This window comes from Helicobacter sp. L8, from assembly GCF_003660355.1.
Lineage (GTDB): Bacteria > Campylobacterota > Campylobacteria > Campylobacterales > Helicobacteraceae > Helicobacter > Helicobacter labacensis.
Genome location: NZ_QXQR01000009.1, coordinates 1 through 23857, shown reverse-complemented (window position 1 = coordinate 23857; position 23857 = coordinate 1). Strand labels below are relative to the sequence as shown.

Genomic DNA, 23857 nt, shown 5'->3' with positions numbered 1-23857 from the left:
CCGCGATGATAGACATAACTCTCTACCGCGCTATACTCTAAATCGCTGGTGTAGGCTTCTTGCCCGCTGGCTGGTCGCGACCACTAGGGTGTCTAAGTCCTCTTGGGTGGGAGTGGGCGCACCCACAAGCGCGTAGGTCTGTGCGCTGGTTTTAAACTCCGAGTTAAGGACTTCTAAGCCCTTGTCAGTGGGGATGCCATAGATCATACACGCTCCTGTTTTTGTGGTCTATTTTCAAGGTAGCGCACCACCCCGCTTGCCACACACTCAATGAAGATTTGGTTAGGCTCTGTGGAAAGAAACCCGCGCGCCTGCAATTCTGCCTTAATGAGATTTGCCAAGACTTCAGCCTGCGCATTCATTCGCGATTCCTTGTTTTGAGATTCAAAGAGAGATGATGGGCGACCACCACACTTAGGGGGGCGGGGGTGATCATGTGAGAAACGCGCTTTTGCACAGACAACTCTAAGCGCCCCCGGCTTTGCCAGCAAAGGGGCGGGGTTATCGTGCGGCTAAACTTCAAGCGATCGTTAAAGCCCGCTCGCAATTGCGCCCCGCTTAAAAAGCGCATAGAAAAATCTACTTGGGGAAAGTCTATCAAAATGCGCTTGAATCGATCCCGGGCGGGCTGGATTTGCTTAATGGTGGCAATGACTCGTTTGGCATTGATGGTGCTTTTAACAGAGGGCTCAATGCGCACTTGATACTCAAAGGGTTTTAAGCGCGTCTTGGTCTTAGAGGCTTGTGGGTGGGTGTCTTGGTTAGCATAGCTAATCACATCTACAGGACCAAAGACCTTAGCACACGCCTCCTCAATGCCCCTCTCTGTGCCCAAATGAATTTTCTTTAAAAGCGGGGCTTCTAGCTGGGCTTTTTGCTGATAAAGAGGCATGTTAGTGTCTAAATCCACCCCAAACGAGCGCGCTAGAGGGATTAGATGTGGGTTGTCTGCGGGGTCGTAGAAATGATGAAAAGGCATAGTAAAATGTGCCTCTATGAGGCGTTTGAATGCCTCATCTAAAGCGCGCACTTCTTGGCTAAAGATGTTAGGCAACACGCTCATAACTGCTCCCTAATGCTAACCTGCACGCCCTCTAAAAATAACCATTCATTGCGCTCTACCGGATCTAAAGCATTCACTACACAATCTTTGACGGCTTTATCCACAAAAGCCAAAGAGGCAAGCTTGCTCACGCTCACCCCCTGCCCGATCTCTAGGCGTTTAAAAAGGCTAAAAGCGCGCGTCTTTATAGCCTCTATGATCTCTTTTTGCTCCAAATTGTCATGCAAGCAGATCGCATACTCTAAAGAAATAGGGCGTTTAATGGCTTGTTCAATGAAGACTTTATCGGTGAGGGGAGTGTGCTTTTCTAGGTTATCTCTAATGAGTTTGGGCGCATCTAAATTGTCCGCACTATAGTAAATAGTAACCTCCCCGGCATTCAAGCTCTCTACCTTGATTTTACCCACGCCCTTCACATTTGCAAAGTGCGTATAAGAGAGCACACTCCCAGCCGTGCTAAAGCTAGCCAGCGCGCTCAAATACCGCTTTTTAAGCGCATCGTCATCTTCGTAATCTTGCATATTCACAAAGGGGCTTAAAACTTCAATGTTTAAAATGAGCGGGTTGGCATTTTCTAAAATGGTGGTCTGCCAATCCCCCTCTTTGTCCCCCACCACCTGAATCACACTCTCCCCCTTAGGCAAATTGCTATCTACTAAGCTATACGCCACCGCCCCATCCATACTAGCAAACTTGGTATTCTTGGGTAAGAATAATGCCGTCTTGGTGGTGATTTTAAGGCGCGCGGTGGGCATCTCTTGTTGGCGACGCTCTAAGCCCAAAAGCTTGACCAATGCGTCCAAATACGCCCCGCTAGAGTATTCTAAATAGTTATTAGCATGGGTATAATTGATTTTATCTATCTGTTTGCCTAGATAATAAAGCACACTGCTAATAAGACACTGGATGTCATCACTAATGAGGGGCGCATAATCGCGCCCCGTGCGCTCCTTGTAGGCTTGGGCAAAGTGGGTAGTTAATTCTGCGCGCGCACTCTCAAAGTCTAGGGGGGTTAAAAAGGTGGGCATAGTGATCATAGCGCGATCTTTATGGGCGCGTCTGTGGTGTGGATGCTCAAGCACACTCCGCGCGCCTCTTGTTCAATGCGCAAATCTTGGGCACGCACTCTGGGCTCAAAGTTTTCAAGGTTTTCTAGCACTTCGTCTTTAAGGTCTAAGATGAGTTCATCTTGCACAACGCGATCCATGAAAATGGGGCTTAAGCCCACATGGGGAGCTAGAATAAGAGTGTTTTTAGTGGTTCTTAGGATTCTATCTATGTGTTTTTCTACACTTAACAAATACATGCTCAACTCCTAAAACTAGGCGTGAAAAAGATGATCTCCATCTCTAGCACCAAGCTATAGAGCGGAGTAGAGGCGATCTCTACCTTTTCTACCTTGATTCCTTTAGGGTTTTTGTGCGCGGCAAAAATCTCTAGCTCTTCTAAAACTTGTTCTAACAAGTGATCTGCCATTTCTTTGTCGTGTGCCAAAATCTCAAATTCTAGCTCCATGGTGTGCTTCCATGAATCATTGCTAGGCGCGCTAATCTGTGTGTCTGTGGTGCGAATGACTAAAAAGGGGGCTTTGTTGGCATCCAAAGTCAAAATATCATCCACGATCACATTAGGGATTTTGATCTTGCGCGCTAACACGCTTTGCAAGCCTAACAAGACTTCATTACGCTTAAGCACAGCTATCCCTATATTCTTGTAAAAACACGCGCATGATCGCCCGCGCTCTTTCAATATGCACAATACGCCATGTGGTTTTATTGTAGGTGAGTGCCACGCCTGCTTCTAGGTCGCTATTATCTTGTAACAACACAATCAAGCACAGCTTATAGCTAATGACGCGATCCTCGCCTAACAAATAGGGATCGCTTGAGCTCAAACACGCGCGCGTGCGCCCATAGGCGTTAAATCTCTCTGCAAGTAGTCCTGCTAAATCCGCACGCACAATCTCTTTTAATCCCATAGAGTGCGCTCCTGTTTGAATTCTAAATTAGAAAATAGCCACTCTACGCCCATCTTGCCCTTGCTAGAGCCATAACGCCAACACAACTCCAAACTAGGACAGCCTGTATAAAGGCTTTTAATGTGCTCATGGGTATCGTAACTACACAACCACACGCCCACTCTAGCCTTTAGATACTGGGCTAAATTGTCATGTTGTTTAGCCGTGCAAAATGCGCCATAAAAGTCTCTGCCCATGAGATAATAAGGCGGATCACAATAGATCACCACAGAAGAATCTAGGCGCTCCATAAATTCTAACGCGTCTAAATTAGAGATACTAATGTCTTTAACATGCGCGCCAATGCGTCTAATTTTGGCGATTAGATCATCGCGCTTGAAGTGGTAGTTGATGAGCCACTTGCCTTTTTGGGCGCGCCGCCTATAGGTCCTGCTTCTAGCAAACCGCTAAAATTAGCGCGATTGACATAAAAGCTCGCAAATCCTAGTTCAAACCCCGGGCTAGCCGTGCGCATAATGTGCTTTTGTCTATCATATTCTGCTAGGCTCACTTCAATGTGGGACAGCTTGTCTATAAAGTCGCCATTGCACTTTAAGAGAGCTTGCCAAAAAGAATACAAGCGCGCGTCCAAGTCGTTTAGGTGGAGTTTAGAGATTACGCCATTGAAAAGCAAAGACAAGCCCAAGCCCGCTCCCCCTGCAAAGCTCTCAGCAAATTCGCAGCCTAAGAGTTTGTGTTGCACTAAAAAGCCTTTTACCAACAAGCCTAACACGCTTTTTCCACCGGGGTATCTAAGTGGGCTAGGGGTTTTAACCACCCCCTTGGCAATCTGCTTAAGAGCGCTCATGATAGCGATCCTTAATGAGTCTCTTGCCCCCACACAAATAGGTGTCATCGTGGTAATCCACACAAGGATAAGACTCCTGAGTGGGCAAGGACTCAATGATCTTAGAGGCGCGCAAATACTCTACATAGTCCGGGCTAACATCTTTAGGAAAGTGCACCACCTGCCCCGCACAAAAAAACCTTTTGCCCACTTGGACATCCACTAGCGCGTAATACATCATTCCTCTTGTTTAGGTGGTGCGACTTCGCCTACAATGTTTCTATCCAACAAGTAAGAAAGCAGAACCGCATCGGTCTTACTAGGCTCAAACTCCTCCCCTTTAAGGTAAACCTCTCCCTCAATCAAGGTGTCGTATTGCACAAAATAAGCCATGTTGCCTCCTAGATCACATCACTATTGCGCTTGGTGATCACAAGTCTTTTAGGGTCTTTAAAACCAATAGCTACATCATAAAAGCCCGTGAACACCACATCGCCCTCATCATTTTTCAAAGCCTGCACCTGCAAATTTCCCCAAGTGCCTAAGATGATGTTAGAAAAGTCCCCAAAGACTCCCTGATAATCTCTTAGGCGGTTATTGAGCAAGAATTTATAGCCACACAAGAGATCGCCCGCCTCGTTGAGCAAGTAGCGATCGCTGCGCCCTGTGGTGTCGTAACGGCTGGTTTGCAATTTGGCTTTAGAGAGCGCGTTGGCAACAAACACCACCTTATCGGTGTTGAGATTTTGGGCGGTGAGCTTGCTCCCAAAAGAGATGGTTTTTTCAAAATTGGGCGAAGTTAGATACTCTGGAATTACATTCACGCCAGTGGTAGCAAAACATCCTCTAAAAGGACATCTAGCATCGCCTTTGCCATAGAGCAAATCGGTTTCTAAGCGTCCCTTAATCTCCTCTTTGATGCGCTGGATGATGTGGGTTTCTAGGGCAATGGGAGTCATGTTGAACATCTGACGCGTTACTTGCACCTTGCACTTAATGGTCTTGGGAGTTAGGGTGATCTTGCTTGCCCCTAGTTTGCTCGTTGTGGTTGTGCCTCCTTCAGCCACCCAATACGCCTCCAGCTTGCCAGTTTCTGCAGGGATTTCTACCACCCCGCTTAAGCCCGTCATCTTGTCGCACAGACTTAAAATGTTGCTTTCTTGGAAGACTTGCTGGATGAATTTATCAGCGCGATAGACATTGGGCACAAAACCCGCATTCTTGGGATCAATGCTAGTCATCGCATCAAAGCGCGCCATGTAATTGTCATCAATTTCTAAGCCATTGACCCCCATGCTCAACTCTACCGGGCGCGTGGCACTCCCACTGGCGACATTAAGGGCGTAATTAGCCAAAGAAAACACGGGGCTAAACTCTTGTCTTTCTGGGGACTTTTGGGCTAGGTGCTGGCTAGAAATGAGAGAAAAGCTAAAATCTTGGTAAGACTTGCCCTCCCTGATCGCCTCTAAAGCCTCTTTCTCCTTGCCCATCGCGCTGCCTAGTTGCAAGATTTGGGCGTTATTCGCTTCTTTTTCTTGGAACTGAACTAACTGGGCTTGCAAGTCCTCTAGTCCTACACTAGGGGCGCTAAGTTCACTCATGGGGTTTTCTCCTTTGAATTGTTGGGCAAATTGGGTTAGTTTGGCTTTTTTATCCGCTCCACGCCACACTGCGCTAAGCTCCACCACCTCCCCGCTAGTCATTTTCTTTAGGGGTAGCCCTTCATGGGTTTCTTTGGTGTTTTCAATCTTTTGATTAATGATACCCACACTCACGCTTTCGCACAAACCATTTTTAAAGCGCTTAAAAGCCTCCAAACTCTCTGGCACATCCTCAAAAAATCGCACCTTGACTTTGTGCCCTTGATCGTCTAGTTTATGCTCTTGGATCACTCCAATCGCGTTTTCAAAAGAAAGCTGGTGGTTCTTGTAGAGGTGTGTAGCGTTGAAGGTGAGCCCATCGGTGAGCACATCTAGGTAGTAGTGCCTGATCTTGAGATTCTCCCAGTCAAAACAAGACTGCTTGATTCTAGGATTTTTGCTCATGGCAAGAAAGCTAATGGTTTTTTCTGCCTCATTAATGCCCGCCTGCACAGACATTTCTAAATTGATAGGCTTTTGCTCTAAAGCACCTTGAATCTCTACCACTCGTCTGCTCCCTCTAGTTTGCCCCTATTATAACATTTTTTCTAAAAAAAGTAGCTGATTTTTTATAAAATACGCTATACTTCTAAAACCCGCTAGCTATTGCGCCCCCTAACCCCCTCCTCTCTTTCACATCAAGGACTCCTAAGATTAACACAGGGCGCAAGGCATAGGGGGAGCTCTTGCGCCTCTACTCCGCTAGACTCTAGACGCGATCTCTTTTTGCGCATCTCATCTGCCCATGCATCTTTCTTGCGCATCTCATCCACCCATGCATCATATTGCCTACACTCCTCATCTAAGTCTACAAACATCTTTAAGAGGCGCGCGCCTAGCACCTGCCCATCGCGCACAATAACCCTCAAGCTAGTTTGCAAATAGCGACAATCATCATTATAATGCAAAAACTCGTCTAGCTCATCTAAAGCCTTTTGCTCGCTACTTGAATCAAAGACTAGCGCATAGCATTGATTTCCATAGCCTAAAACATCCTCTGTAGACTGCAACCTAGCGCGCAATACTTGATCATTGAAGACAAATTCAGCCGGCGCATTAGCCACGCTTAGATCGATCTCTGCCCATTTGACATCCACGCCCGCCACATTGAGACTAGATTGAAAAGCTGGGCAGAGTGTCCAAAAGCCATTAGAGGTATAATAGATGCTCCATTCTGGGCACACCTCTACACTGGTAGCGCCCTTTTCTTGGACTTCTTGGACTTCTTGGACTTCTTGGACTTCTTGGACTTCTTGGACTTCTTGGACTTCTTGGACTTCTTGGGAGGAGGCAAAGCCTCCTTCTTTGCGCACAAGTTTATAGCACAACAAGCCATCTACACTAAGAAACTCCACCACTTGCGCACTTTGCACATCCACTATTGCGCGCACATAGAGGCTAAAAGCTTTGTCTTGGAATTGCACGCCCAAGTTATCCACCTTATTAGGATGGAAGGTTACGCGATAAGAATTGCCGCTCAAATCAAAATAACCAACCTTGTGCGCACAGCGATCGTATAAATGAACGCTTTCTTTGCGTTGTTGTGCCTTGAATTGCGCCCTGAATAAAGCTTTGGAGGCTTTGATGCCCTCTAATTTTTGCCCATCATCTGCACAGCCTGCACCTTTAAGCGCGTCCAATTTCAAATAAAACCCGCTATCCCCATAAAAATCACTCACCTCAAACACCCCCTCAAACTCTACATTCATTTTGACTAACTTAGCCATGTTGACTCCTTTTGTTTTTGTAGCCCTATTATATAGTAAAAAATAGTATTTGTCAAGTATTTATAGTAAAAATTTGTTATTTTGTGCTAAAATCCTACAAAAGGATATTACATGGATTGTTCAAAACCCCTCATCTGGCCCGGTGGCAAGTTCTATCTAACCAAGACGCTTTTAGAGAAACTCCCCATTAGAAAATATTTTTGCGAAGTCTTTGCCGGTGGGCTTTCTTTGTTGTTTGCCAAGCAAAAAGAGCGTTTTGAAATTGTCAATGACAATAATAAAGAACTCATCAACTTTTATCTATGCGCACGCAATTGCCCCCAAAGTCTAGCCCAAGCCTACCACGCCCTCCCCATTGAGCGCGGCACCTTCATGCAAATTGCCAAAGAGCAAAGAGAGGGGGTGTTGCCTAATAATAAGATTGAGCGCGCCGCGCGCTTTTTCTATGTCAATCAGTGGTCTTATAGGGGGCAGGGCAATGGATTTAGAGGGGGGGGGGGATGCCCACAAGAGCCCAGCAAAAGGACTTACTTTAGAGCAATAGCGCGCCTAACCCACAAGGATTTCACCAAGCAAGCCCAAAGACTACAACGAGTCATCTTTGCATGCCAAGACTTTGAGGACTTTATTAAGACTTATGACAATCCACAGACCTTTTTTTATTGCGATCCCCCCTATATTGCCAGTGCAGATGTTTATGAGGACTTAGCCGGCAACAAAGCCTTTAGCCTAGATGATCACATCCGCTTAAGCGCGTGCCTTAAAAACATTCAGGGCAAGTTCTTGCTAAGTTTGGACAACCACCCCCTAGCCCTAGAACTCTATGCGGGCTTTAATATTGAAGTGGTGCAAACCACTTATAGCATGCGTGCAGGGCGGAGCGAAATGGGCGCGCAAGAGTTGCTAATTTCTAATTATGGCAAGAAGTGGAGTTTATTTTAAGAACTCTTAGAATAATAGGCTTGATCGCCAAAGCGGGCAAAATGCTCTTCAATGGCTAAAACCATCTTGCGCGGATCGTAACTAACCCCCCAGACAGACTCAGGGAGTTGCTGGTAGGGATTTATTTTTTTTAGATCGGGCACGATGTGCATGTAGGGCAGATTTTGCAAAGTGCAAAAACGCTCGATCAAATCTGCATGTGTGGCGATGTTAAAAACCCGTGTGGTTTGGTTTTTGCCTATTAGGGCGCGCGCCTCAGCACGCCAATACTTAGCCCAATAACTCCTCCCAATTCTCAAAGCGCACTCCTGCACATCGGGCAATATATCGCCCGCTTGCTCCCACAATGTGAATAATCGGGCATAGAGATCGCTCTCGATTAGGGCTATTTGGTGAGGTGTTTTAGGCTTACCAGCCATCATGTCATTATAAGTTTGGGCATTACACTCAAAAGTAAAATACTTGCTATCAAAATAGGGACTAATTTGCTCCATATACTCCGGATGCACCAAAAGCGCGCGCAATAATAAATCCTCTATGAGACTGCCTTCAATCTTTTCAGGGGCTTTTGTGTCTTGTTGTGGCTTGCGCTCAAAGCCATATTCTTTTTTAATCCACGCCTCATAAGCCTTGATCCCATTAGGATCATCTATAAGCCTATCTAGGGCTTTAAAGCACGCACGGGAGGCATGCATAAAATCTAGCGGGTTTTGCAAATCATATCCTAATAACGCACGCCCTAAGCTGTATTCAATGAAAGGCACGGGTTTATCAAGGGCATCTTTTAATTGTTGGGCTTTGCCCTGTGCCACCATATCTGCTACATCTAGCCCGCTCTCCAATTCCACCACGCCCCCGTATTTGAGGTTTTGGCTTAAAAGCTCAATGGCGCGCGTGGTCGCCTCTTGTCCGGCATTGTCTGCATCATAAGCCATGATGATGGGCGATCGCTCTTTGAGGATATTTAAAAGGGGCAAATGTTCGGGGCTTAAAGCCGTGCCTAGAGTAGCGACTGCGATTTTAATGCCCACTTGGTGGGCTAAAATCACATCAATATACCCCTCTGTTAAAAGAATCTTTTGTTCCTTAAGAATGCTGAGGCGGGCTTGGGGGTAGCCATACAGCGTTTTAGACTTGCTAAAAGCCGCGCTGGTAGCGGAGTTAATGTATTTGATCGGATCCGCCCCTAAAGCCCGTCCCCCAAAGGCGACAATCTTGCCATTAGAATTTTGAATCGGGAAGATAATGCGATTAAACAGCGAGGCGTATTCCTTGCCCTCTTGGGTGAAAGCCAAAACGCCCAAATGGTGCAACGCCTCTTTATCTAGCTGGTATTGATGGATAAAATCAAACACCGCACGGCTATCGCAATAACCTAGCTGGAAGTCTGCCATTGATTGATCGCTTATGCCCCGCCCCTTCAAATACTCTAGGGCGTGTGGAGTGCGTTTTAGAGTCTCTTGGTAGCACAGGCTGATCTGATCTAACAGAGAGCTCAACCCCTTTTGTTCCTCATAGGCTTTTTGGTTAGTCCGTTCTAAGGCAATGTTATAGCGAATCGCCAGCTTTTCAACCGCCTCTTGGAAGCCTATTTTTTCATAGGCGATCACAAAGTCAATCGCATTCCCCCACTTGCCACACCCATAACAATGAAAATTATTCTTGGCGGGATTGACCTTAAAACTAGCCGTCCTTTCGTTATGAAAGGGGCAAATGGCTTTAAAGCCCGCTCCATCTCTTTCAATCTCAATGTAGCTCCCCACCACATCTACAATATCCACCACCGCTTTCAATTGCTCTAAACTCGCATCTTTGATCATGTTGCCATGTTAGTCAAAATATCTTAAAATATAGTTAGCACTTGGTTAGGAGCGATCCGCATGTAGGAAATTTGGCAAAAGACAGGCAAAATCCCACAGAGAAGTCTATCTTGCTTGCCTTGATAGGATGCTGGCTGTGCGGGGGCTGTGCGCCTCAGAAACCCAAGTTGTTAGGGTAACCATTCCCGTTAGCCTTTTTGCCTTTAAACAAAAATAGGACGCGTCGCCGCTAGCGGTTTGCCTTTTTGGCTCTTTTGAGCTGTGATCTTTGAAAAGAACCAATGAGCTGATTTAACTTAAGTGGCTTGTTGTTGTTTTTTTTGCTTTAAAAATGTTACGCACTTCTCTAGCGTTTTTTTCAGAGAACAAAAATACAGGGGGTTTTACGCCCAAAAATCTTTGCTTAAATATTGCTTAAATAATAAACACTCTCATATTAAGATTGGGGCGCATTTTGCTTAAAAAATGGGGCGCATAAAAAAAAAAAGAAATGCAGAATAAAAAATTTTTTATGTATTTCTTTTAACCCCCTTGAATGCGCGCTTTAAAAGAGATGCGCGCACACATTTTAAGCTAGTTTTAAGGCGCTTAAACAAATTTTAAGCGTTCAAAGTTATAATGCGCGCTGAGCTTGTCCTCGCTCGAGCTATGAAGCGATGGCTGTTGTGCTTGCGCGTGCGCGCCTGCAAGCGCGCCACGCAGCACAGCCACATAAGCGGGGCAACTCAAGTGGTCGGCGCGCGCATTATAAAATTTTTCTTAAAAAAAATTTTTTTTAATTTTTGCGTTTAAGGTTTATGTCCCCTAAAAGCCCTAAAAATGGGTTCATGCTAAAATGCGGGCATGGAAATACAGGCATCAGACGAATTTGAAAAGTGGCTAGACAAGCTCAAAGACGATAGAGGCTATGCGGCGATCGCACGGCGCATCGACATGCTAGAGAATGATGGGCACTTTGGCGATCACAAGCACATAGGGGGCGCGCTTTTTGAGTTGCGCATCCATGCGGGACCGGGCTATCGCCTCTATATTGCCAAACGGGGCGATATGCTGGTGATTTTGTTGTGCGGGGGCGACAAAAGCACGCAACAAAAGGATATAATCAAAGCGCAAAGAATCTTAAAAGAGGAGTTTTGAGATGGCTTTTAAACCTTTTTCTATCCCCAAAACGCTCAACACAGAGGGGCGGCGTTTAGCCTATCTCAATGCCGTTTTAGAGGATGGCGACATGGCAGAACTCAAGCGGGCTTTTAAGCATGTCGCTGAGGCTAAGGGAGTAAAGTTGGGGGCTTTAGAGGGAGAGTGTTGGATGCTAGAGGCTTTAAGGGCATTGGGCTTTAGATTGTGCGCTTTAGAATCCCCCAAAAGCCACACGGCTAAAACTTTAGCGGGGCTTTTTGCGAGCAGATAGAATGTCATAGACTTCTTTCTCTTTTTTAAGCTCAGCGATGTGAGAGTCTAGCTCTTTGCCTTGTTCGCGCAAGATTTGGCTTAAAGACTTTTGCCCACTTTCTAGGGCGACTTTATTGGCATTCATTTCTTTAAGCGGATCGATGTATTCCCAGCCTTGTGGCTTGAAGGCAAAGTTGCTTAAGATGAGATCGCGCACTTCTAGGGCGATTGTCCCGCGCTTGATCTCATTGTCTAGCCACGCCTTAAAGATTTTGTTGTGCAAGTGGCGGATGAGGAAATTTTGCAAGCCTCTAAATTGACGGCGTTGTTCGCTGGCTCCGTGCCGTATAGAGGAATAATTAACCTCGTTGAGATCACCCGTGAGGGTGCTGTAGCTGACCCCAAGAGCCTTGGCGATCTCTTTGTCGGTTTGTTTGATAAAGAATTCAATGTTGGTGGCGTTGTGGCTCTCAGTGAAATAGGGCTTGAGATTCTTCTCAATATAGGTCATCTTGCCCACTTCTACGCGCTCACTCACACTGCTAGCAGGCTTAGTGGAGGCATCGCCTCCGTCTAAATCATCAATGATCCCGGGCATGATCTCATGCTCTTCCCCCGCCACAAAAAAGCCCGTGATCTCGCTTTGCAAGCGTGCTCTTTTGAGTTCAGCGCTTTTAAATTTTTCTTTTTGAAACAGCGGGTGGATGATGCTAGCTAGATGGGTTACTCCACGGGTTTGCAAGCCATTGAGGCGTTTGAAGATGTGGAGAATGTGTTGGGCTTCTATGCGCTTTAGCCCCTCCTGTGTGAGAATGTGATAGGCTAGGGGATTGTGCAGGCTATCTAACTCCACCCCCTTAAAAAGGCTGTGATCGTCATCCACACTTTCATCTACATTTTGGGGGTCAATGAGGGCTAGGCTTAAGCCTTGTGGAGTCTCATTGAGATAGACAAAGGCTTCTCCATCGCGCTTATAATGCAAGAGTACAAGGCTTTCAACCTCCCAAAAACTCAAAGGACAGGCGGGGATGGCATGTTTCCAGCCCAAAAAGGCTTTTTCCACTTGGGTGTTGAGCTGGGCATTAGGGGTGTAGAGGTCTAAAGAGATTCCATTGTCTCCAAAGATTTCTTTATCTAAAGTATCAAAATACCCCGCTAGTAACGCGCTAGTGGTGCTTAAACTCCTAGCTTGAGCTCTTAGCGCACTAAAATTAGCATCTACTCGGGTGTTACCTAGCAGGCGGGCTAAATCGTCTCTTTCAAGCTCACTAGGGGCTAAAGAGGGGGGAGCAGGGTGGTAAAAGCGCGTCTTGTTGGGCTTGGGGGACTTTTTTTTGAATAGATCAAAGGGCCACATCGCAACTCCTAAAACTTGTATTGCAAATAGCGGGGCAAAGGCTTGGCACTCAAGCGCATTTTCAAGCGTTCTAACTGGTTAATGAGCTCTAGGGGCGAGCGTTTTTCTACTCTAATGCCATCAATTTCGTATTTAGAGATTTCTATGCCCTTGGCTAGATTGTCTAAGATGTCTTGAATGGCGGACTCAATTTTGGCGACCCTTAAGAGATTGCCCGAACATGGGGGGATTTGGGGGGTTTTTGGGGGTGTGGGCTTAGGGGTGCTAGGCAAATCCTCAAAAAGCCCCATAGCGGGGTCTTTGGGTAAATCCGCTTGTTCAGGGCGCGCATTGGAGCGGGCTTTTTTTAGCGGGTCTAAATTGGCGGGCAAATTGACGCTTTCAATGGGGTTATCCATGTGTGCCTCCTATGGGGGTGGTGTCAAGCACTTTGAGCAGTTTAGCGCATGCTAAATTGAGCACGAATAAATCTAGGGCTTCATTGCGCTCTCTAATTTTCACCCAGCGCAAAGACTCATAACCCCGGGTATTGATGTTTTTTTCTAGCTTTTCGGCGGTGAGTTGTTGAAAATACTCCAACGGGTAGTCTTGGGGGAAATGACAATACCCCGCCCCAATGTCCTCCACGCCTAAAAATCTAAAAATCTCACTCTTAGCCTTATAAGTGCCGATGTTACAAAACTTAACACCTTTAGAGAGTAATTTGGGCTTTTCAATGATAGGTTTTTTGCCACTCTGCTCGCTATGCCCCTTGCTCGCCATAAAACGGGGGTCTTTTTTCACAAAGCTATAGACAATCTCGGCATTAAAGCCGCTATCAATCAAATTCAAAGAACTAATGAGCCTGCGCCCACTAATGGTGTAAAAAATCTGTTTGAGCTGTTGGTAGAGATGCCCCCACACCTGTGCATCGCTGGTTTTGCCTTTAAGCACTAGATGTTTCACGCCCCAGTTCTCATAACCCGCGCCCCAGCCTTTAAACTCCACTTCTAGGCGATCAGCTTGCACATCCACTCCGGCGGTGATAAACTTAATCTCATCGGGCAGATTAGTGGCGCTATAGTCCTCACGGCGTGAAAATAACGCTTGCTCCCCAAAGACAATGCTAGGGGGCTCATAAGGTAATGCCTCCTGTGTGTTGGTGAAAACTTGCATGCTAGAGGGGTTGCCTAGGGCGTTATGATAATCTTTGATGATCTCTGCCATTGAAACAAAAGGACTATAAAGCGCATTGAGAAAAAAACCCGCCTTCTCTTGGGTGTGCTCGTTGGCATTGGTGGCGACCCATTTGCCCTTAGCGACCGCTTGTTGTTTTTGGCTTTCGCTCCAATTAGACCCGCATTCAATGCATTGATACGCAATAGTCTTATAAATGGGCTTATTTTTATCATCTAAGTCATACACCACCCCGCTTAAAGTGAGGGTTTGCTCAAAGCCACAATGCGGGCAGGGCACAAAGTAAAAGCGTTTATCACTGCTTTCAAATTCTCTTTCTATGTAGCTATGCCCTTTAAGCGTGGGCGTGCTTACCTTGATGATTTTTTTATCAAAATAGGTCGCGGTGCGCTTTTGGGCTAGGGCGATGCTATGCCCCTCTTTGGTGTTCATGCACCGATCGCATTCATCTACAATTAGCACTTTAATGGGCTTAGAAGAGAGTTTAGAGGGGCTATTGCTCCCCACTAAAGCTAAGTTCCCGCCCTTGAAGTTTTTGGTTAGAATGGTGTTGTTGGCTTCTTTGTCATCAATGAGTTCTTGGAGTTCGGGGATGTCTCTAAACATGGGGGCAAGACGGCGTTTAGAGTAGTCTTGGGCTAAATCCTCAGTGGGCAATAAAAAAAGGATTGTGCTGGGATCTTGGTGGATAAAATAGCCTATAGCGTTATTTAGAATTTCACTCTTGCCTAGCTGTGCCCCCCACATTAACACCACTTCGGTGATAGCAGGATCGCTAATAGCCTGCATGGGCTCTTTTTGATAGCTCAAGGCGTTGAATTTGCCAAAGAGTGCGCTAGATTCTTTGCTTAGCACGCGGTAAGCCTGCGCCCACTCTAGTAAGTCTAAATGCGGTTTGATGAAGATAGCCTTAGCAAAAGCCTCTTTGAGGCGGGTGATTTGGTGGGGAGGATTGGTGCGCACTCTAAAAGGTTTGGCGGTGTTTCTAGGGGCGCGTTTAGTCTTTGGCATGCAATTCTCCATCAAAGCCAGCGCGCATGCTCGTGTTTAGCTTTTCTAATTCTAGGGCTTGCTTGGCTTGTTCTTGCACTTCTTGGCTGGCTTGTTCATAGACTTGGGGGTCTTGCAGTTCGCACAAAATGGCTTCAATTTGCGCATTCAAATCTTGCATGAGTGCAGATTCTAGGCGGTGTTTGCGTTTGAGCAGATGAGGGAGGCTGTAGAGTTTGTTAGAGATAGTAATGGCGATGTCTTGGAGGGCTTTAGCGATGGTGTCAAAGGTCAAAAGCTCGCCAACTCTCTCTTTATAGGAGAGTTCTTTGAGCTTGGCATCGGCTAATTCTTTGCGTGCGCGCGCGACGCCCAACTCTGTTTCCTCATTTTGGAGCTTGTAGGTGATGAAGTTTTTAAGCGATTCGCTTAGATTCCAGTTATCATAATCAATTTTGACAAACACCCCGGCCTGATCTAATTGATAAATGCGCGCCTTAGTTAGCCCTAGAATTTGGCTAAGAGTGTGGGTGTTAATGACATTGGGATCGGGCTCTTTTTTGGCGCGTAAGTGTTTGATGTAGCTTTGCACGCTCTGCTTGAAGTCCCAAGACTTGTAGGTGCTTTTGATACACACACCTATTTGGGTGAGATAAAAAATGTCCTCTCTATCTAGCCCAAAAATTTCAGCTAGTTGCTCAGAAGTTTTAACCTCTAGGGCTCTGTTTTGCTCTAAGAGGGAGGTTACTTGAGCCTTTAGGTCTCGGTTTTCTTGATCATAAGTGGCGCGAATCTCTGCAAGTCCGGCGATGCGCTCTTTTTGGGCGTGGATGCGCTGATCTTGGCGTTTTAGAGATTTTAGCGCGCGTTGTAGCTCATTAATGATCTTGCCCTGCTTTTGTACCTTTTCAAGGGTGGGACTTAAATGTTTGGTGTAGGCAAGAATGTTGAGGCGGGTGTTGTATTTAAAAGTGGCGCACACAATGGGTTTATTCTGTTCGTCTGTGTAGAATACCACGCACTTTGTGGGCTCAAACACGCCTTTTTGCTCTAGGTTTTTGAATTGGTAGGGGGTTAGCCCTAGCAGTTCTTGTAACTCTGTTGCGCTACACATCTCGCGCATGAAGTCATTGATTTTTGGGGTGAGTTGGATTTTATCTAGGATTTGGGTCATTTCATCGCCTTAACCTTGCTAGAAAACATGGGGTGGGGTGCTCCGGTGAAGGCACAATTGCACTCGCCCGTTACCACGCCTGCTGTGGGGCTTGCCATTGATCCGCCTAATGTAATATCTTGGGCATCAATGGAGGCACTGCTAGCCTTGATCTTTGCGCTCCCCTTAGCCTCTATCTTTGCCTCTTGGCACTCTATCTTGGCTTCTTGTTGGGCGTTGATGTGGGCTTGTTGGCACTCAATTTTAAGCTCTTTAAGGCTTTCAATTTTGAGCACTCCCTCGCTATAGGTGATGATTGTGCCATCGGCGTATTGGATTTTTTGGGTGTCTTGCTCTTGTTGGTCTTCGATCTCTTGGGGCAGGATGGAAGTGCCTAGCACAATGCCAAAATGCCCCATTTTGAGATAAAGGGCGGTTTCATTGATGGTGGGGGGGCTGTAGGCGGTTTTAAAGGTGTTATGCACTTGGGTGTAGGGCACAAAATCGCTAATAATGTTGTTGTAGCGCACTTTTACGCTGCTTTTTTGCACCTCTATGATGGTGGCTAGGTAGATTTTGAGATCGCCATACATGGCAAGCCTTTTTTAGCGCAAGTTAGCTTGTTTGTTGTCTGATCTAACATCTGGGTATTTTAGCATATTTTAAGGTTTTTTTAGCGTGGTGGTGGATGAAAAAAGGGGGGGGAATTGGGGTTAATGGGGCTGTGGGGGGGGGTTTGAGCGTGAAAATGTGGGGAATTGGAGCATTTAAGGCGCGCACAAAAGGGGGCGCTTAGGGGGGTGTGCTTTAGCAAAATTGGGGCATAATGGTAAGTGATTTAAGGTTTGAGCGCGCTGGGGGGGGCGTATTTTTGGGCTTTTGGGGTGAGTGTAAGGGGGTAAAACTTAAATAAAAAAATACAAAAAACGGGGTCTTGCCCGACCGCGTTTTAAAAAAGAGCTGGAAAGGACCCGCGCACACACCGCTAAAGCTTGTGCTAGCGCGCTTAAAAAATCTTAATCCTGCCCCGCACGATGCCTATCATCTTAAACTTCTCATCTACCCCCGCTGGGAGCTCAAAGTCTGGGCTCTCTTTGTTCTTAGAAAAGAATTTAATCCCCCCCGTTATGGGGTTTTTCTCTATGAGCTTGACAAACACCTCGCCCCCGTATTCAAAGATGATCATCTCCCCGCTAATTAACTCCACTCTATTTTCTATAAGCACGAAGTCCCCCGCCTCTAAAAGCGGGCTCATCTTGTTATCCTTTAGGCGCGCAATTAGCATTTCATCTTGGGTGATGCCCAAAATAGAAAGGGCATTTTTAGGGTATCTAGTGCGCAATTCTAGGTTAATCATGGGGGCTTTGAGCGCGCCATAAGAGACAATACTATTAAGATTTTCATACACCTTGACCAAGACATCGGCATGTTCTCTTTTGCGCTCTATTGTCTGCAACTCTAGGGGCGCACCCTGTGCTAACACCGCCCCCACATCGGCTAATTTAGCCAGCTTAGAGAGAAAGTCCAAAGAGGGCACGCCCTGTGTCTTGCCACAAGAATACGCCCTAAGCGTGCCCGCTGGCACCCCCATGGCTAATCCCATTTGCGTCCAATTTTTAAAGCCATGTGCGCGCCGTGTATCATGCAAAATCTGGGCGATCTGATTAGCACGCGCACGCGCCTCTGACTTGCTCCTACTCCTCACCCACTCCCACTCAGATATGGGGGGGGGGGGGGTGTAGTATCCTTTTGCAAGGAGGCAAAAAGCCCCTCTTGTGTGGGGGCTTGCTGGCGTAATTCGTGAAATTTCTTAACAATGTGATCGGGGAATTTCTTAAAGTTGCTCCAATTAGATGCGCTTGTAGCAGATAGCCCCAACTTTTCAGCCACTTCTTTAAGCGAACCTACTTCAAAAAACTCTTTCATCTCGCGCGCTAGTTGCTTAAAATCTGCATGCTTTTCTTCTTTGGGTGGGGGTGGGGGTGTGCCCTTAGCGCGCAACTGGTAGTATTTCACCAAAGCCCTATCAGAAAAACGCTGTTTAGCACACCACGCATTGCTAGCACCACGCGAAAACCCCAAAGCCGCGCCCACTTGGTCCAAAGAGCCCACTTTGAAAAACGCCTTCATCTCGCGAGCCAGTTGCTTAAAATCTTGTCCTGTTTGCATCTTTTAATTCTAGTTAATTGTATCTTAACTTACTCTTTACTATTTAATATTACGCTTTTTAATAAAAAACTAAGTTAAAATTACATATTATAGTAATTAAAGTTTTTAAAGGAGACTAATGAAAATCACACTCAACACCCCTAAAATTGTTGAAAATTTTGGTAATTTGAGCCTCTTTGCCAAAGCTTATAGTATTAAAGTCTCTATACTAAATTATCACCAGCGCAATGACAAAGCCTCCCACTTTAGAAAAAAAGAGGTGTTTCAAGCTTTTAAACAAATGCAAGCCGATGGCTATCTCACCATTGAGTATCACAATGACAACTAGCTACCAGCAACAACTCATCATCGCCATCACCCAAAGCATTATTGCCAAATACGGCGCGATTTTAGACCTTGAGGACTTGGGCGCGATCTTCAAGCTCACCCCCCAAACACTCAAAAATAAATTTGTGCAGGGCGCACAAGATGTCCCCCGCTACACCCAGCTACAAGGCAAGCGCGTGGTGATGGCTCAAGACCTAGCCGAGTTTATGGTTACTTTTTCTAATAAGTTTTAGCCATGGATTTGCAAGAGTTGGCTAGATATGAGCGCACCATCTTGGCGGCTTTGATTAAAGCCACTAACCCAAGGGAGTTTTTACAAGAAAACCCCCTTGAACCCCAAGACTTTAGTATCCCCATTCATCAAAGCATTTTTTCAATAGCCTATCAAATCTTAACAACGCATGTTATACTAAGCCAAGAGCTTATAGAGCACTGCCACAAACAAAAGGACATGGGGTTAAAAACTGAACTAGAGGTCATTATGAACACCGACATCCCCCCTAATCTCGCTCATATGTTAGCCCTCCTCAAAGAAGAATCCCACCGCCGTGCCTTGCAAGAAATGAGCCAAGAAGTGCAAAAAGAGTGCGACTCCATTGCGCGCCCCAAAGACATCCACGCCCATGCCCTACAAAGCTTAGAGCACATCTCAGCCACCCACGCCCCCTGCACAGATTTTATCAACGATAGCGCGCGCGATGATGGCGAGCTGGCAGAGAATATTGAGCTATATGAAAAAGGCGATCTCAACATCATCAAAAGCGGGTATAAAAACCTAGATTTTTTAAGCGGGGGTTTTAAGCCCGGTGATCAGATCATCATCGGGGCTAGCACAAGCATGGGCAAAACCGCCTTTGCGCTCAATCTCTGCCTACAAGTCCCCCTGCAAAACCCTAATAATGGCGTGTTGTTTTGTAGCCTAGAGATGACACGCACGGCTATTAGTTTGCGTCTAGTGAGTTTGCTAGAGGGTATTCCCGTTAAAGAGCTCAAAGATTTAAGCCAGCTAGGACCTAAGCGCAAAGAGGCGATCGCCAATGCGATGGCTAAGCGCAAAAACCTCCCCCTTTACACCTATGCAGGTCCAAGAGACATCCAAACCATCACCACTGCCATCACCACCGCCGCACAACACAAGGGGGTTAAACTTGCCATTGTAGATTATATCCAGCTGGTAGAAACCAAAGAAGAAGAGTTGAACTTACATGCCAAACTCTCTAAAATCTCCTCTAAACTCAAAGCCTGCGCCACCCAAAATAACATCACCATCATCGCTTTAAGCCAAGTCAAGCGCGCTGTGCAAGATAGAGAGGATCGCCGCCCCTTGCTTTCAGACCTAAAAGAAAGCGGGAGCATTGAACAAGATGCCGACATGGTGATTTTCTTGCACAGAGAGTTTAAGCACGCTAGAGAGCGCATTTTTGCAGAGGCAGCACGGCGTTTTGGGAGTATCAAAATTGACAAAAACAACAATGTCAGCTCCAACAAACACGAGCGCGACAAATTCACCCAAGAGGCTTTAGCTAGATTAGAAGACGATCACATCAATGGTTGCCACGAGGCAGAGCTCATTGTCGCTAAAAACAGAGATGGGGAGATAGGCACGGCTAAAACTTGGTTCTATCCCCCCTTTATGCGCTTTAGCGACGACCCGAACAATCTCACCATCACCCCCCCCACCCCTCACCTAACCCCCCAACAACTCCAAGAGTTTGATAAGATATTCTAACTCCACAGCCCCAAAACAAACTCCTTGCCACTGCTAGGCAATAAGTGCGCATAGCGCATTGTTTGCTTAATATCGCGGTGGTTGAGCAACTTAGAGATGATCTGTATAGGCGTGCCTTGTATGGCTAAATGGCTTGCAAAAGTGTGGCGCAAAGTGTGCACCACCACCTTTTGAGGGCGGGTGTTTTAGGCGTGTTGAACAAACCATTAAAGAGCTTTAGCAATTTGGCGCGCACACGCGCACACGCACGCGCCTCAAAAACCCCCTCTAAATTCTCCAACCCCTCTAAATGTCTTTGCAATAACGCTACACATTCACTATTTAAAAACCCCACATACACACTATTACTCTTAAAATCCTTCAGGCGCACACTCTGGGTGCTCAAATCAATATCTACTTTCTTAATCGCACACACCCCATTAGCCCGTGCCCCCGTGCTCAAAGAGAGGGCTACAAATAATTCTAACTCCAAATCCCCCTTAATCACTTCTTTCAAGCGCGCAATCTCCTCTATGCTCAAAAAACGCTCTCTTTTATCATCAATCTTAGGCGGGCAGATATTCTCCATCACTTCTATATTATCCACCCCAAAATGACTCCTAGCTAGCTTTAGCCCCGCCTTGAGCAACATATACAAAAACGCCCTCAAGCGCGCGCTTTTGTCATTAAATCCCTGCAAAAAGGACTCCAGCATTAGCGGTGTGATGTGTTTAATGGGCACATCCCCCAAGTGTTGCACGATCTGATCTGTGTAAAGAGTGTAAATATTAAGGGTTTTAGGGCGCACTTGTTGGGATTTAGCAGAGAGAAAAATAGGGTAAACTTGAGCCAAAGTAGCAGAACTTTGCGGGCTAGCATTGAGCCATTGTGCGCGCGCCAAACTTGCTTTTTTCTCATTCCACCCCCCCGCTTTAGTGCCTACCTTAAGCTCCACCCTCCTGCCCTGCTTGTTCACATAGCGCACAAAATAGGCTATGTCCCCATCCCCTAATAGCTTAGATCTCACCCCCCGGTAACGCTTAGAGGTGCTTCTCTCTCCTATTTTTTCTAGCCCCATTTTAGCCCCCTTTATTTCTATTTTGCAGTGCTTAATTAGTATTTAAAATACCATTTTATTATCAAAATATAGTTAACACAACACCCAAAAACCCCCTAAATACCGCATTCACCCCCCCAAACACCGCTAAATAATAAAAAATATTTTCTAAGTTGTTAAAGAGATGTTAAAAATAAAAAGAGAAATTGGAGAATAAAAACTCAAGCGGGGACAAAAGAAGCCCCACATCCCCTCACCTTTCGCACCCTTAAAAGGGTGTAGTTCTACCCCCTTACCACCCCTTGCCCTTATGCTCCTGCGCTTTAGCCTCGTTTTGCTTTTGGGATTTGTATTGGTATTGCCATCTTAAAATGCTCTAGCCCCCACATGGAATAGATAGCTTTTTTAGAATTTGTTTAAAATTTTCAACGCAATTCTCATTACTCTTAAGCTCTAAGAACTCAATCCCCCAAGCCCCTAGTTGTCTTTTATTTTGTTCGCTCAAAGTATCAGCAATAAAAATATCCGATTCTCTAGCCATTACAGCGTCCGCGCATTCGGGATTACCCTTACCCATGAGTTTAACTTCCACTCTGTATTCTTTGCTTTTGTCAGTATTATAGAGTCTAAAATCCACTTCTCGATCATAGACCAACCTTTTGTCTTTACTAAAAGTTTTGGCGTTATAAAACTCTTTTTTCACCCCACATTTTTGACACAGAGCCAGCATTAAAGGTTTTTCTATTTTTTTGCCTACACTACTCCACGCGCCCCCGCGCAAGGCAATTTTTTTGGTAGCTAGAGCGTTGATCACCAACAAAGACTCGTTTAAATTGAGCTCTACGCTGACATTTTTATAGGTGATTTTAAGACAAAGCCCAATGTCCGCACTCTCACCTAAAGCGTCTAACAACTTTTCAAGATAATCAATATTACCCTGTGCCACTTCTAAAACAATTTCTCTTGTTTCGCTCCCATAAATATTACAAATGGTCTTTTTATTAATCCCCGCATAAATGGCTATGTCTTTGGAATTCAAGTCTTGACTGAGAATAAAATGTTTTTATACCACTCCAAGTTGAGTTCCTGATCTTGCATCTTAGCTTCTAAAATTTGCCTAAAGAAATCTAGGGCGAAGTCTAAAAACGCGATATTAATGGCGTTTATAATCTCTTCTCTGTAATCTGACCCTTTTAAAAGCTTGTGTATAATCCGATCTAAAATTACTTTACTTAAGTTCAAAAAATCCCTCTTGTTTTAAACGCGTAGCATATTTTTCATTTTGCTCGCACAAAAGCGGGATGCGTCCCATTTTCTGCGCCACTTTGCCAAAAGTCCCGCTTCCTGCAAAAGGGTCACACACAATATCGCCTTCAAAAGAATAATATTTGAGCACCCTAGCACAGAGTTCCTCAGGAAATACTGCCGGGTGATCCTTGCTCGACTTGGGAGCAATATACCAGCAATTCGTGCTGTCTGTGCCTCCCTTGTTTTTAGGGGATTTATCGTATTTTTTCAGGTTTTTATCCAACAAAAAGGGCGTGTTTTTGCGATAAACCAGTAGACTCTCCGTAATGCAATTAGGTTTATAGCTCAAAGGTTTTTTGCTCTGCAAGTAGCCAGCAATGCGATTGGGCACAGAGTATTCAGGCTTAATCCAAATGATCTCATCAATGAAATAAAATCCGCTTTGGCTTAAAATCGTATGAAAATCAAAATGGATTGGGTAACGCCTACTCTCAAACTCGCGCCCAGCACGCTTAACAATTACGGGGGAGACATTGATCACAATAAAACGCCCATCTTCTAAGATCCTAAAACATTGTATCAAGCTCTCTTGCATATGCTTTAAGTATTCTTTGTAATTAGTGTAATCGCTATACACTCTGGCGTTGTAATAGGGTGGAGAGGTAAAAATGAGCTGGATTTGTTGGTCTTGGATGTGTTGCAGGGTTAGACGATTATCTCCTATTAACAAACTTGGCTTTGTGATTTGCTCTGCTTGTTTTTTAGCAATTCTCTTATTTTGTCTGTATTGATAAAATTCAAGCATTTTATACATCACTTCATTATCGTAATGCTCTAAGATTTTATCCCTTAGTATTGCAAAACGACTATCGTCCTTAGCCTTATACAAGCAGGTGCGTAGCATCTGATAAATGACTTCCATAAAATGCGCTTTAAAGGCTTCTTGGCTTAAAAAGGCTAAAATGCGTTCATTATCTTTTTGCCGCCCAATGGAAGAAACAATTTCGCGCTTTAAATCAATATCTAAATCTTGGTGGAATAACTCTAATAAAGTGCAGAGATTAGTAGCAGATTTTTGTGCTCCCAATTTTTTAATAGAGGTAATACTAAGAGTTATGGTGGCAAAAAGGTTTTCGTTTTTAATTTTAATATTATTAACCATCGCACGGATTATAGCATACAACCCCCCCGCATCACCCTACTTTCCCACCCTTGCAAAGGGCAGTATCATCGGCGTTAGAGAGCTTGACTTCCAGGTTCGGGATGGGGCTGGGTATTTCCTCT

30 protein-coding genes, 1 rRNA gene and 1 pseudogene are annotated in these 23857 nt (G+C 45.5%); 6 read left to right on the top strand and 26 right to left on the bottom strand.

Going from position 1 to position 23857, the window contains the following annotated elements; genetic code table 11:
• Positions 1-30: 30 nt before the first annotated feature.
• From EAO37_RS09270 to EAO37_RS09255, 13 genes are all read right to left on the bottom strand, one after another.
• Positions 31-207 carry a hypothetical protein gene (locus EAO37_RS09270; protein WP_162982974.1) on the bottom strand — a complete coding sequence of 59 codons (177 nt, stop codon included), beginning with the start codon at positions 205-207 and terminating at the stop codon, positions 31-33.
• Complete coding sequence (locus EAO37_RS09265) at positions 204-362, bottom strand: hypothetical protein (RefSeq protein WP_162982973.1); 159 nt, start codon at positions 360-362, stop codon at positions 204-206. The genes EAO37_RS09270 and EAO37_RS09265 overlap by 4 nt, the downstream gene beginning before the upstream one ends.
• The gene (locus EAO37_RS05630) at positions 359-1063 is read right to left on the bottom strand and encodes a phage tail protein (protein ID WP_120952224.1); all 705 of its coding nucleotides are present in this window, start codon (positions 1061-1063) and stop codon (positions 359-361) included. Before EAO37_RS05630 ends, EAO37_RS09265 begins: the two co-directional genes overlap by 4 nt.
• Positions 1060-2100, bottom strand: a complete 1041-nt coding sequence (locus EAO37_RS05625) for a baseplate J/gp47 family protein (protein ID WP_120952221.1) — start codon at positions 2098-2100, stop codon at positions 1060-1062. Before EAO37_RS05625 ends, EAO37_RS05630 begins: the two co-directional genes overlap by 4 nt.
• Complete coding sequence (locus EAO37_RS05620) at positions 2097-2369, bottom strand: GPW/gp25 family protein (protein WP_120952219.1); 273 nt, start codon at positions 2367-2369, stop codon at positions 2097-2099. The genes EAO37_RS05625 and EAO37_RS05620 overlap by 4 nt, the downstream gene beginning before the upstream one ends.
• Before the next feature lie 2 nt (positions 2370-2371).
• Positions 2372-2758 carry a hypothetical protein gene (locus EAO37_RS05615; RefSeq protein ID WP_120952216.1) on the bottom strand — a complete coding sequence of 129 codons (387 nt, stop codon included), beginning with the start codon at positions 2756-2758 and terminating at the stop codon, positions 2372-2374.
• Positions 2751-3041, bottom strand: a complete 291-nt coding sequence (locus tag EAO37_RS05610) for a hypothetical protein (RefSeq protein ID WP_120952213.1) — start codon at positions 3039-3041, stop codon at positions 2751-2753. Before EAO37_RS05610 ends, EAO37_RS05615 begins: the two co-directional genes overlap by 8 nt.
• Entirely contained in the window at positions 3032-3394 is a 363-nt protein-coding gene (locus EAO37_RS05605) for a hypothetical protein (RefSeq protein ID WP_346427016.1), read from the bottom strand. The genes EAO37_RS05610 and EAO37_RS05605 overlap by 10 nt, the downstream gene beginning before the upstream one ends.
• Before the next feature lie 8 nt (positions 3395-3402).
• A complete protein-coding gene (locus tag EAO37_RS05600) occupies positions 3403-3888 on the bottom strand; it encodes a hypothetical protein (protein ID WP_120952208.1) in 486 nt (161 codons plus the stop codon).
• Complete coding sequence (locus tag EAO37_RS05595) at positions 3875-4105, bottom strand: hypothetical protein (protein ID WP_120952205.1); 231 nt, start codon at positions 4103-4105, stop codon at positions 3875-3877. Before EAO37_RS05595 ends, EAO37_RS05600 begins: the two co-directional genes overlap by 14 nt.
• Positions 4105-4260 (bottom strand): hypothetical protein, encoded by a 156-nt coding sequence (locus EAO37_RS09260; protein ID WP_162982972.1) that lies wholly within the window; start codon positions 4258-4260, stop codon positions 4105-4107. Before EAO37_RS09260 ends, EAO37_RS05595 begins: the two co-directional genes overlap by 1 nt.
• 8 nt (positions 4261-4268) lie before the next feature.
• Positions 4269-6014, bottom strand: a complete 1746-nt coding sequence (locus EAO37_RS05590) for a phage major capsid protein (protein WP_120952202.1) — start codon at positions 6012-6014, stop codon at positions 4269-4271.
• A 131-nt stretch (positions 6015-6145) separates the two neighbouring features.
• A complete protein-coding gene (locus tag EAO37_RS09255; RefSeq protein WP_162982969.1) occupies positions 6146-7234 on the bottom strand; it encodes a hypothetical protein in 1089 nt (362 codons plus the stop codon).
• A gap of 111 nt (positions 7235-7345) precedes the next feature.
• On the opposite strand from EAO37_RS09255, the gene EAO37_RS05575 reads away from it, so the two are divergent.
• Positions 7346-8176 carry a DNA adenine methylase gene (locus EAO37_RS05575; RefSeq protein WP_120952193.1) on the top strand — a complete coding sequence of 277 codons (831 nt, stop codon included), beginning with the start codon at positions 7346-7348 and terminating at the stop codon, positions 8174-8176.
• Here EAO37_RS05575 and dnaG read toward each other — a convergent pair.
• The gene (gene dnaG, locus EAO37_RS05570; protein WP_120952190.1) at positions 8173-9996 is read right to left on the bottom strand and encodes a DNA primase; all 1824 of its coding nucleotides are present in this window, start codon (positions 9994-9996) and stop codon (positions 8173-8175) included. The genes EAO37_RS05575 and dnaG overlap by 4 nt on opposite strands.
• 843 nt (positions 9997-10839) lie before the next feature.
• On the opposite strand from dnaG, the gene EAO37_RS05565 reads away from it, so the two are divergent.
• Both EAO37_RS05565 and EAO37_RS05560 read left to right on the top strand, forming a co-directional pair.
• On the top strand, positions 10840-11133 hold the full coding sequence (locus EAO37_RS05565) for a type II toxin-antitoxin system RelE/ParE family toxin (protein ID WP_120952188.1): 294 nt from the start codon (positions 10840-10842) through the stop codon (positions 11131-11133).
• 1 nt (position 11134) lies between these two features.
• The gene (locus EAO37_RS05560; protein ID WP_120952185.1) at positions 11135-11407 is read left to right on the top strand and encodes a hypothetical protein; all 273 of its coding nucleotides are present in this window, start codon (positions 11135-11137) and stop codon (positions 11405-11407) included.
• Here EAO37_RS05560 and EAO37_RS05555 read toward each other — a convergent pair.
• From EAO37_RS05555 to EAO37_RS05525, 7 genes are all read right to left on the bottom strand, one after another.
• On the bottom strand, positions 11381-12745 hold the full coding sequence (locus EAO37_RS05555; protein ID WP_120952182.1) for a phage portal protein: 1365 nt from the start codon (positions 12743-12745) through the stop codon (positions 11381-11383). The genes EAO37_RS05560 and EAO37_RS05555 overlap by 27 nt on opposite strands.
• 8 nt (positions 12746-12753) lie before the next feature.
• Positions 12754-13143 (bottom strand): hypothetical protein, encoded by a 390-nt coding sequence (locus tag EAO37_RS05550; RefSeq protein WP_120952179.1) that lies wholly within the window; start codon positions 13141-13143, stop codon positions 12754-12756.
• Positions 13136-14932 carry a terminase gpA endonuclease subunit gene (locus EAO37_RS05545; RefSeq protein ID WP_120952175.1) on the bottom strand — a complete coding sequence of 599 codons (1797 nt, stop codon included), beginning with the start codon at positions 14930-14932 and terminating at the stop codon, positions 13136-13138. Before EAO37_RS05545 ends, EAO37_RS05550 begins: the two co-directional genes overlap by 8 nt.
• Complete coding sequence (locus EAO37_RS05540; protein WP_120952171.1) at positions 14919-16085, bottom strand: hypothetical protein; 1167 nt, start codon at positions 16083-16085, stop codon at positions 14919-14921. The genes EAO37_RS05545 and EAO37_RS05540 overlap by 14 nt, the downstream gene beginning before the upstream one ends.
• Positions 16082-16657 carry a phage baseplate assembly protein V gene (locus EAO37_RS05535; RefSeq protein ID WP_120952168.1) on the bottom strand — a complete coding sequence of 192 codons (576 nt, stop codon included), beginning with the start codon at positions 16655-16657 and terminating at the stop codon, positions 16082-16084. The genes EAO37_RS05540 and EAO37_RS05535 overlap by 4 nt, the downstream gene beginning before the upstream one ends.
• Positions 16658-17070: 413 nt before the next feature.
• Positions 17071-17769 (bottom strand): S24 family peptidase, encoded by a 699-nt coding sequence (locus EAO37_RS05530; protein ID WP_120952166.1) that lies wholly within the window; start codon positions 17767-17769, stop codon positions 17071-17073.
• A complete protein-coding gene (locus tag EAO37_RS05525) occupies positions 17766-18233 on the bottom strand; it encodes a hypothetical protein (protein WP_120952163.1) in 468 nt (155 codons plus the stop codon). Before EAO37_RS05525 ends, EAO37_RS05530 begins: the two co-directional genes overlap by 4 nt.
• A 118-nt stretch (positions 18234-18351) precedes the next feature.
• Between EAO37_RS05525 and EAO37_RS05520 the strand changes: the two genes are divergently transcribed.
• Genes EAO37_RS05520 through EAO37_RS05510 form a run of 3 tightly spaced genes read left to right on the top strand, consistent with a single transcriptional unit; the run spans position 18352 to position 20289 of the window.
• Positions 18352-18561: a hypothetical protein gene (locus EAO37_RS05520; RefSeq protein ID WP_120952160.1), complete on the top strand. Its 210-nt coding sequence runs from the start codon at positions 18352-18354 to the stop codon at positions 18559-18561.
• On the top strand, positions 18551-18793 hold the full coding sequence (locus EAO37_RS05515; protein WP_120952157.1) for a hypothetical protein: 243 nt from the start codon (positions 18551-18553) through the stop codon (positions 18791-18793). Before EAO37_RS05520 ends, EAO37_RS05515 begins: the two co-directional genes overlap by 11 nt.
• A 2-nt stretch (positions 18794-18795) precedes the next feature.
• Positions 18796-20289 carry a DnaB-like helicase C-terminal domain-containing protein gene (locus EAO37_RS05510; protein ID WP_120952154.1) on the top strand — a complete coding sequence of 498 codons (1494 nt, stop codon included), beginning with the start codon at positions 18796-18798 and terminating at the stop codon, positions 20287-20289.
• Here the strand turns inward: EAO37_RS05510 and EAO37_RS05505 are convergent.
• The 5 genes and pseudogenes from EAO37_RS05505 to rrf form a co-directional block, all read right to left on the bottom strand.
• A complete protein-coding gene (locus EAO37_RS05505; RefSeq protein WP_205589752.1) occupies positions 20286-20441 on the bottom strand; it encodes a tyrosine-type recombinase/integrase in 156 nt (51 codons plus the stop codon). The genes EAO37_RS05510 and EAO37_RS05505 overlap by 4 nt on opposite strands.
• Positions 20414-21346, bottom strand: a complete 933-nt coding sequence (locus tag EAO37_RS05500) for a tyrosine-type recombinase/integrase (protein ID WP_120952148.1) — start codon at positions 21344-21346, stop codon at positions 20414-20416. Before EAO37_RS05500 ends, EAO37_RS05505 begins: the two co-directional genes overlap by 28 nt.
• 355 nt (positions 21347-21701) lie before the next feature.
• Positions 21702-22567, bottom strand: a pseudogene (locus EAO37_RS05495) (CfrBI family restriction endonuclease).
• Positions 22554-23735, bottom strand: a complete 1182-nt coding sequence (locus tag EAO37_RS05490) for a site-specific DNA-methyltransferase (protein WP_120946347.1) — start codon at positions 23733-23735, stop codon at positions 22554-22556. The pseudogene EAO37_RS05495 and the gene EAO37_RS05490 overlap by 14 nt, the downstream one beginning before the upstream one ends.
• 23 nt (positions 23736-23758) lie before the next feature.
• A 5S ribosomal RNA gene (gene rrf, locus EAO37_RS05485) occupies positions 23759-23857 on the bottom strand; the annotation flags it as partial.

Coding starts and splice junctions, on each gene's coding strand:
- EAO37_RS09270 (WP_162982974.1), bottom strand. CDS start 207: ATGATCTATGGCATCCCCACTGACAAGGGCTTAGAAGTCCTTAACTCG.
- EAO37_RS09265 (WP_162982973.1), bottom strand. CDS start 362: ATGAATGCGCAGGCTGAAGTCTTGGCAAATCTCATTAAGGCAGAATTG.
- EAO37_RS05630 (WP_120952224.1), bottom strand. CDS start 1,063: ATGAGCGTGTTGCCTAACATCTTTAGCCAAGAAGTGCGCGCTTTAGAT.
- EAO37_RS05625 (WP_120952221.1), bottom strand. CDS start 2,100: ATGATCACTATGCCCACCTTTTTAACCCCCCTAGACTTTGAGAGTGCG.
- EAO37_RS05620 (WP_120952219.1), bottom strand. CDS start 2,369: ATGTATTTGTTAAGTGTAGAAAAACACATAGATAGAATCCTAAGAACC.
- EAO37_RS05610 (WP_120952213.1), bottom strand. CDS start 3,041: ATGGGATTAAAAGAGATTGTGCGTGCGGATTTAGCAGGACTACTTGCA.
- EAO37_RS05600 (WP_120952208.1), bottom strand. CDS start 3,888: ATGAGCGCTCTTAAGCAGATTGCCAAGGGGGTGGTTAAAACCCCTAGC.
- EAO37_RS05595 (WP_120952205.1), bottom strand. CDS start 4,105: ATGTATTACGCGCTAGTGGATGTCCAAGTGGGCAAAAGGTTTTTTTGT.
- EAO37_RS09260 (WP_162982972.1), bottom strand. CDS start 4,260: ATGGCTTATTTTGTGCAATACGACACCTTGATTGAGGGAGAGGTTTAC.
- EAO37_RS09255 (WP_162982969.1), bottom strand. CDS start 7,234: ATGGCTAAGTTAGTCAAAATGAATGTAGAGTTTGAGGGGGTGTTTGAG.
- EAO37_RS05575 (WP_120952193.1), top strand. CDS start 7,346: ATGGATTGTTCAAAACCCCTCATCTGGCCCGGTGGCAAGTTCTATCTA.
- dnaG (WP_120952190.1), bottom strand. CDS start 9,996: ATGATCAAAGATGCGAGTTTAGAGCAATTGAAAGCGGTGGTGGATATT.
- EAO37_RS05565 (WP_120952188.1), top strand. CDS start 10,840: ATGGAAATACAGGCATCAGACGAATTTGAAAAGTGGCTAGACAAGCTC.
- EAO37_RS05560 (WP_120952185.1), top strand. CDS start 11,135: ATGGCTTTTAAACCTTTTTCTATCCCCAAAACGCTCAACACAGAGGGG.
- EAO37_RS05555 (WP_120952182.1), bottom strand. CDS start 12,745: ATGTGGCCCTTTGATCTATTCAAAAAAAAGTCCCCCAAGCCCAACAAG.
- EAO37_RS05550 (WP_120952179.1), bottom strand. CDS start 13,143: ATGGATAACCCCATTGAAAGCGTCAATTTGCCCGCCAATTTAGACCCG.
- EAO37_RS05545 (WP_120952175.1), bottom strand. CDS start 14,932: ATGCCAAAGACTAAACGCGCCCCTAGAAACACCGCCAAACCTTTTAGA.
- EAO37_RS05540 (WP_120952171.1), bottom strand. CDS start 16,085: ATGACCCAAATCCTAGATAAAATCCAACTCACCCCAAAAATCAATGAC.
- EAO37_RS05535 (WP_120952168.1), bottom strand. CDS start 16,657: ATGTATGGCGATCTCAAAATCTACCTAGCCACCATCATAGAGGTGCAA.
- EAO37_RS05525 (WP_120952163.1), bottom strand. CDS start 18,233: ATGCAAACAGGACAAGATTTTAAGCAACTGGCTCGCGAGATGAAGGCG.
- EAO37_RS05520 (WP_120952160.1), top strand. CDS start 18,352: ATGAAAATCACACTCAACACCCCTAAAATTGTTGAAAATTTTGGTAAT.
- EAO37_RS05515 (WP_120952157.1), top strand. CDS start 18,551: ATGACAACTAGCTACCAGCAACAACTCATCATCGCCATCACCCAAAGC.
- EAO37_RS05510 (WP_120952154.1), top strand. CDS start 18,796: ATGGATTTGCAAGAGTTGGCTAGATATGAGCGCACCATCTTGGCGGCT.
- EAO37_RS05500 (WP_120952148.1), bottom strand. CDS start 21,346: ATGGGGCTAGAAAAAATAGGAGAGAGAAGCACCTCTAAGCGTTACCGG.
- EAO37_RS05490 (WP_120946347.1), bottom strand. CDS start 23,735: ATGGTTAATAATATTAAAATTAAAAACGAAAACCTTTTTGCCACCATA.